The 6544-nt window shown below is 60.5% G+C and carries 9 protein-coding genes and 1 pseudogene; all 10 read right to left on the bottom strand.

The genetic code is table 11. From position 1 onward, the window contains the following. On the bottom strand, nucleotides 1–941 hold a 941-nt coding region (gene nuoG, locus MPJ51_RS00185), incomplete at its 3' end, for an NADH-quinone oxidoreductase subunit NuoG (protein ID WP_298381072.1). A gap of 1 nt (nucleotide 942) precedes the next feature. Then, a complete protein-coding gene (locus tag MPJ51_RS00190) occupies nucleotides 943–1365 on the bottom strand; it encodes a DUF5333 family protein (RefSeq protein WP_298380978.1) in 423 nt (140 codons plus the stop codon). Nucleotides 1366–1410: 45 nt separating this feature from the next. Continuing rightward, nucleotides 1411–1815, bottom strand: a complete 405-nt coding sequence (locus MPJ51_RS00195; protein WP_298380979.1) for a DUF5333 domain-containing protein — start codon at nucleotides 1813–1815, stop codon at nucleotides 1411–1413. A gap of 98 nt (nucleotides 1816–1913) precedes the next feature. Then, on the bottom strand, nucleotides 1914–2273 hold the full coding sequence (locus tag MPJ51_RS00200; RefSeq protein WP_298380980.1) for a hypothetical protein: 360 nt from the start codon (nucleotides 2271–2273) through the stop codon (nucleotides 1914–1916). After that, nucleotides 2273–2689 carry an MAPEG family protein gene (locus tag MPJ51_RS00205; protein ID WP_298380981.1) on the bottom strand — a complete coding sequence of 139 codons (417 nt, stop codon included), beginning with the start codon at nucleotides 2687–2689 and terminating at the stop codon, nucleotides 2273–2275. The genes MPJ51_RS00200 and MPJ51_RS00205 overlap by 1 nt, the downstream gene beginning before the upstream one ends. A 5-nt stretch (nucleotides 2690–2694) precedes the next feature. Then, nucleotides 2695–3993: an NADH-quinone oxidoreductase subunit NuoF gene (gene nuoF, locus MPJ51_RS00210; RefSeq protein WP_298380982.1), complete on the bottom strand. Its 1299-nt coding sequence runs from the start codon at nucleotides 3991–3993 to the stop codon at nucleotides 2695–2697. A 6-nt stretch (nucleotides 3994–3999) separates the two neighbouring features. Then, nucleotides 4000–4227 (bottom strand): DUF5337 domain-containing protein, encoded by a 228-nt coding sequence (locus tag MPJ51_RS00215; RefSeq protein ID WP_298380983.1) that lies wholly within the window; start codon nucleotides 4225–4227, stop codon nucleotides 4000–4002. Nucleotides 4228–4257: 30 nt separating this feature from the next. Beyond that, nucleotides 4258–5367 carry an NADH-quinone oxidoreductase subunit NuoE gene (gene nuoE, locus MPJ51_RS00220; RefSeq protein WP_298380984.1) on the bottom strand — a complete coding sequence of 370 codons (1110 nt, stop codon included), beginning with the start codon at nucleotides 5365–5367 and terminating at the stop codon, nucleotides 4258–4260. Then, entirely contained in the window at nucleotides 5367–5849 is a 483-nt protein-coding gene (locus MPJ51_RS00225) for a hypothetical protein (RefSeq protein WP_298380985.1), read from the bottom strand. Before MPJ51_RS00225 ends, nuoE begins: the two co-directional genes overlap by 1 nt. Then, nucleotides 5846–6544, bottom strand: a pseudogene (locus MPJ51_RS00230) (NADH-quinone oxidoreductase subunit D); the annotation flags it as partial. The pseudogene MPJ51_RS00230 and the gene MPJ51_RS00225, both read right to left, overlap by 4 nt.

Raw genomic sequence — 6544 nt, forward strand, 5'->3', positions numbered from 1 at the left:
GCCCCTTTCAGCGCCTCGGCGGCTTTGGTCAGCGCCTCAGGCCATGTGGCCGGGCGCAACTTGCCGTTTTCACGTACATAAGGGCGATCCAGACGCTGACGGCGCAAACCATCCCAGACGAACCGGGTCTTGTCGCTGATCCATTCCTCGTTCACGCCATCATGGTTACGCGGCAGGAAACGCATCACTTCGCGCCCTTTGGTGTCCACGCGGATGTTTGACCCCAAGGCGTCCATCACGTCGATGCTCTCGGTCTTGGTCAGTTCCCACGGGCGCGCGGTAAAGGCATAAGGTTTCGACGTCAGCGCCCCAACCGGGCAGAGGTCGATGATATTGCCCTGCATGTTAGAATCGAGCGTCTGGTTCAGGTACGAGGTGATCTCGGCATCTTCGCCACGCCCGGTCTGACCCATCTGAGTGATCCCGGCGACCTCGGTCGTGAACCGCACACAACGGGTGCAGGAAATGCAACGGGTCATCGCGGTGCCGACCAGTGGACCGAGGTCCAGATCATCCACCGCCCGCTTGGCTTCCTTGAAGCGCGTGCCCGACAGACCATAAGCCATCGCCTGATCCTGCAAGTCACACTCGCCGCCCTGATCGCAGATCGGGCAGTCCAGCGGGTGGTTGATCAGCAGGAACTCCATCACCCCTTCGCGGGCCTTCTTGACCATGGGCGAGTTCGTCTTGACCACCGGCGCCTGACCTTCCGGCCCCGGGCGCAGGTCACGCACCTGCATCGCGCATGAGGCGGCGGGTTTCGGCGGGCCGCCCACAACCTCAACCAGACACATCCGGCAGTTCCCGGCAATCGACAGACGCTCGTGATAGCAAAAGCGGGGCACTTCGACCCCGGCTTGCTCACAAGCCTGGATCAGGGTCATCGCACCATCGACTTCGATTTCCTGCCCATCGATATTGATCTTGCGGAGGTCAGACATCTTACTTCCTTCTCAGAAACGCACCCAGCTGCGTTCCATTTGCAATTTCACGCTGGCCAACAGCGCAATAGACTTCCTCGGAATTGTTGTCCCCCTGGGGAAGTCCGATCTTTTTCCAGTATTCGCGACCCTCGGCCACGGTGTTTTCCAGATATTCCTTCAGCGTGACGCTGTCGGGTGAGGTTCCGTCTTCGTCAAGCTCAACCGGGTATTTCGCAGCGATTTCCTGATCCGCCTTTTCAGCATAACGCCTGCTGTACGACAGAGATTTGCATCGCCCGGCAATCTGAGCCGCCGCAAATTGCGCCTGTTCGTATTGCTTCCGCTCAGCCGGAATCACGACCCGCGCGTCCAAGGCGCGCTCGGCCTGTTGCCGCCGTTCTTCGGGTGTCGGCACATCACATCCCGAGAGGGCGATCAGCAAGCTGGCCGCCCCTCCCGTTTTCAAGATGTTGATGCCCGAGATCATCTAGTTTGCCTTCAAATACACGCCGATAGCGCTGTTTCTTTCGATTTCCGCCCGTCCCAGCGTGCAGAATGAGTTCGGGTTCCCGTAGCTGACGCCATGCTGCGCCAGATAGGCCTCGCCCTTGGCGCGCATCCGGTCTTTTTCGGCATCCGATTCCACATAGGCCCGGATTTCACTGTCCGAATAGCCCATCTTGTTGGCCGTGTTGCGCAGCCCCCACATCACTCCGATCGCCTTCATCCGGCGCCCGCTGATCGACGGGCAATATTCCGAAATCTCGTTTGCGATGGCGATGTAGTAGAGTTCGTTGTCGATCTCTTTGACATCCCTCAAGGGCGGTTTGGCCGCGGCCATGGCGGGCAGTGTCAAGGCAGTGATCAGGGCAAGCGATTTCACAACAGACATGCGTTTTCCTTTCATCTTGGTCCCTCCAAGACGAAACGTGGACCGGTCGCTATGCAATAGCAGGCCCGGTGCAGCAGGCGGATATGCGCGACTCCGGCTCATGGGCGCTGGCAGGTTCCTGCAAAGGTCAGCTTATCCTTCTCGATGCGCAGCTTTTGCGGCTCGGTATCCGGGCCGACGGTCCAGACAATGCGGGATGAGCCGAAATTCTGAATGCAGAACCGCGTGCCTTCATGCCGCCCCGCCTCGCGCGCGCCATCAAGCGAGGCCGACACGCCGCTGACCGTTACCCGGAACTGGCCCGGAGCGGCCTTTTTATCCACCGGTTTGGCACTGGCACGGAACGATTTGCCGTCAAACAGCAGCCGGTCGCTGGTCGCGCCGGAACCACCGCAGGCCGAAACCAGCAACAGGGCCGCCAGAACGCCCGGAAATGCAGTTGTCTTGAAATCCCGCATCAGAACGCCGCCACCAGAGACATCAGGCCAAGGATCACCATGCAGGCCCAGCCCAGCACGTAAAAGACCGACCGCAGGCCGCTATTGGGTCTGCCGATCCCGCGCAGGTGAACAACCAGCATGACAATGCGCGCCAACAGCGCCACGGATGCCAGCAGATTGACCCAGAACGGGCTGGCCCCCAGCAAAATCGCCGCTACCGTCACGGTCAGAAACGCCGGCAGCGTTTCGGTTCCATTCAGATAGGCGCGGTTCAGGCGATACGCCTTGTCCGCGTAATCTTGTTCCGGGGTCGCCCCCGGGGCCAACCCCTTGCCCTGCTTGGCCAGCGCTGAGAATGGGGCCATGACCAGCACGATCAGGGTAAAAATCACCACCGAGGCGATTGCGTGTGAATATTCGGCGTAGACTTCCATAAGGTTTACTCCGCTGCCATCGCACCCATACGGCCCGATTTCTGGGCCTTGATGCGATCTTCGATCTCTTCCCGGAAGTTGCGGATCAGGCCCTGAATGGGCCAGGCCGCCGCATCACCAAGCGCGCAGATCGTGTGGCCTTCGACCTGTTTGGTCACATCGAACAGCATGTCGATCTCTTCCAGTTCGGCCTCGCCGCGCACCAGACGATCCATCACCCGCATCATCCAGCCGGTGCCTTCCCGGCAGGGCGTACACTGGCCGCAGCTTTCATGTTTGTAGAATTTCGACAACCGCCAGATCGCTTTGACGATATCGGTGGACTTGTCCATCACGATCACCGCCGCCGTCCCAAGGCCCGAGCCCAGCTCACCCCGCAGATAGTCGAAATCCATGATGGCGTCGCGCATGTTCTCACCGCGCACGCAGGGAACCGACGAACCACCCGGGATCACCGCCAGCAGGTTGTCCCAACCGCCGCGAATGCCGCCGCAATGGGTCTCGATCAGGTCTTCAAAAGACAGCGACATCGCCTCTTCAACGACACAGGGGTTGTTCACATGGCCCGAGATCGCAAACAGCTTGGTGCCCGCGTTGTTCTGACGACCAAACCCCGCGAACCAGTCGGCACCGCGCCGCAGGATGGTCGGTACAACGGCGATGGATTCCACATTGTTCACCGTGGTCGGGCAGCCATACAGCCCCGCACCCGCCGGGAACGGAGGTTTCATCCGCGGCATGCCCTTCTTACCCTCAAGGCTTTCGATCAGCGCGGTTTCCTCGCCGCAGATATACGCCCCTGCCCCATGATGCAGGAACAGGTCGAAATCCCAGCCCGAACCGGCGGCGTTCTTGCCCAGCAAACCGGCATCATAGGCCTCGTCAATCGCTGCCTGTAGCGCCTCACGCTCGCGGATATATTCGCCGCGCAGGTAGATGTAGCAGGTATGCGCGTTCATCGCGAAGGACGCGATCAGACAGCCCTCGATCAGCGTATGCGGATCGTGGCGCATGATCTCACGGTCTTTACAGGTGCCGGGCTCGGATTCGTCCGCGTTCACCACCAGATAAGACGGACGGCCATCGCTTTCCTTGGGCATGAACGACCATTTCAGGCCGGTCGGGAAACCCGCCCCGCCGCGACCGCGCAGACCAGAATCCTTCATCGTCTGGATGATCCAGTCGCGGCCCTTTTCGATCAGGCCAGCGGTGCCGTCCCAATGCCCCCGGGCCTGCGCGCCGCGCAGAGTACGCTCATGCATCCCGTAGATGTTGGTAAAGATCCTGTCCTGATCCTTCAGCATCGCTCGCTACCCTTGGCTATCCTGACGCATGCGCCAGAGTTGAAAAATGTTGACGCCCGCATAGATGAACCCTGCCAGAGCGGCAAAATCAAACAGCAGCGCATAACGCCCCGGCATTCCCAGCGCGGGGCCGATGAACAATGTCATGGCAAGCCACAGCACCATCGTCACCGCGATGACGATGCCGATATGTCGGCCCTTTCGGGCTATGGCCTGTTCCCTGTCCTTGTCCATCTCATCCTGATGCCCTGTATGGGCATGCGTCTAGTCTTTGTATGTGCCGTCTTCCTTGGCACGTTTGGCGAACTCGGTTTCCTCGCCCGCCGCCAGCTTTCCGGCCTGTTCGATCCAGCCGTCCCGTTCGATCCGGCCCTTGAATTTGAGCCTTGCGTCAACCCAGGCCACATGCGCGGGCGTCCAGGCTGCAATCTGGTCAAAGTGATAGAAACCCAACTCGTTCAGCGTCTGCTCCAGCTTCGGCCCGACGCCTTTCAGCAACTTCAGATCATCCGCTTTGCCATCCCGCGCCTCGGTCAGCGTCTCGGGCTGGTCTTCCTTGACGTCAGCCTTGGCCTTCGCCTCAGCCGCCTGCTTCACCGCAGGTTTCGGGGCTTCCGGCGCTTTCGGAGGTTTGGCCGCCGCCGAGGCACCAGCCTGTTTACCATCCTTGCCCAGCCACGGGGTCAGGATCGGAACCTCGGTGCCATCAATGCGCTTGATCGTGTCGCCCAGCCCGGTCGCCAATTCAACACTGGCATTGTACTGGGGTTTCCCAGCCTCATGATCGGTCAGGCTGGTCAGCCCTTTCAACGGCTCCGCCGCATAGCGCCCGTTCTGAGGGCCCGGCGCTGGCACTCTACCCGCCGCCAGATCGTCGATGATCTTGCCGAAACTCTCGGCGGTCAGGTCCTCGTAGTAGTCTTTGCCGATCTGCGCCATCGGTGCATTGGTGCATGAGCCCAGGCATTCCACCTCTTCCCAGCTCAGCTTGCCATCAGCAGACAGCTCATGCGGCTTGGCGGCGATCTTTTCCTTGCAGACCGCAATCAGATCCTCGGCCCCGCAGATCATGCAGGAGGTCGTGCCGCAGACCTGAATATGTGCCACCGATCCAACCGGTTGAAGCTGAAACATGAAGTAGAACGAGGCCACCTCAAGCACGCGGATATAGGCCATGCCCAACAGATCGGCGACGGATTCAATCGCCGGGCGGCTCAGCCAGCCCTCCTGCTCTTGCGCGCGCCACAGCAAAGGAATGACCGCGCTGGCCTGACGGCCTTCGGGGTATTTGGTGATCTGCGCTTCGGCCCATTGCTGGTTGGCAGCGGTGAAGGCAAAGCTATCGGGTTGTTCGGGGTGCAGACGGCGCAGCATTAGCAGGCATCTCCAATCACGATTATGTAAGGGTCTTCCTGCCGGGCACGACCGTCGGCGATCAGGTTCTCAATCAGTTCCGGGGTTTCGGCCTTGGTGAAACCGGCAGGCCGCAGTTTGATCTCGGCCTCTTCTTCACCCATACGGCACCCGTTGTGGCGCACGAAATCAAACAGCGCGTCCGTGCGGCCCTCGGTATCTTCTGCGGCCAGACCATGTGCGCCGCAAATCGCCGGAGCGATCTCGAAAAACGGGCCATCCAATCCGGCCAGCCCTTGCTCGGCCCAGCCGTTGACCACGTCACTGACATCTTCAGGCGTCAATCCACGCACGGCAAAGGCGCTTTCGGCATCCGCCGTATTCAGACGACACGCGTTTTCCCGCATCACATCCAGCACCTGAGCCGTCGGATGCGGCGCAGCGGTTGCACCTGCTGAGCAAAGGGCCGTTGCCATGCCGAGGATCAGAGCGGCCTTGGTCACCGGTCAATCTCCCCGAACACAACGTCCATGGTGCCGATGATGGCGGCGACATCAGCCAGTTGGTGGCCTCCGGCGACGTGGTCCATGGCTTGCAGATGCAGGAAGCCCGGCGCGCGCAGTTTGGCGCGGTAGGGTTTGTTGGTGCCGTCGGCGACCAGATAGACGCCGAATTCGCCCTTGGGGGCCTCGACGGCGGCATAGACCTCGCCTGCGGGGACGTGGAAACCTTCGGTATACAGCTTGAAGTGATGGATCAGGCTTTCCATCGAGGTCTTCATGTCCGAGCGTTTCGGCGGGGTGATCTTACCGCGCGCCAGAACGTCACCGGGGCAGTCGCGGATTTTGGCGATGGCCTGACGGATGATCAGCAGAGACTGGCGCATCTCTTCCATGCGGCAGAGATAACGGTCGTAGCAGTCACCGTTCTTGCCGACAGGGATCTGGAATTCGAACTCGTCATAGCATTCATAGGGCTGCGCGCGGCGCAAATCCCAGGCCAGACCCGATCCGCGCACCATCACGCCCGAGAAGCCGTATTTCTGGATGTCATCCTCGGTCACGATGCCAATATCGGCGTTACGCTGTTTGAAGATGCGGTTTTCGGTCAGCAGCCCGTCGATATCATCGAGAACAGCGGGGAATTCGTGGCTCCACGCCTCGATATCGTCCAGCAGTTCCGGCGGCAGGTCCTGATG

This window comes from Ruegeria sp., from assembly GCF_028066395.1.
Lineage (GTDB): Bacteria > Pseudomonadota > Alphaproteobacteria > Rhodobacterales > Rhodobacteraceae > Ruegeria.

What these genes read in the sequence shown, in the direction of transcription:
- MPJ51_RS00195 (WP_298380979.1), bottom strand. Translation starts at nt 1,815, where the DNA reads ATGTCTGTTGTGAAATCGCTTGCCCTGATCACTGCCTTGACACTGCCC.
- MPJ51_RS00200 (WP_298380980.1), bottom strand. Translation starts at nt 2,273, where the DNA reads ATGCGGGATTTCAAGACAACTGCATTTCCGGGCGTTCTGGCGGCCCTG.
- MPJ51_RS00205 (WP_298380981.1), bottom strand. Translation starts at nt 2,689, where the DNA reads ATGGAAGTCTACGCCGAATATTCACACGCAATCGCCTCGGTGGTGATT.
- nuoF (WP_298380982.1), bottom strand. Translation starts at nt 3,993, where the DNA reads ATGCTGAAGGATCAGGACAGGATCTTTACCAACATCTACGGGATGCAT.
- MPJ51_RS00215 (WP_298380983.1), bottom strand. Translation starts at nt 4,227, where the DNA reads ATGGACAAGGACAGGGAACAGGCCATAGCCCGAAAGGGCCGACATATC.
- nuoE (WP_298380984.1), bottom strand. Translation starts at nt 5,367, where the DNA reads ATGCTGCGCCGTCTGCACCCCGAACAACCCGATAGCTTTGCCTTCACC.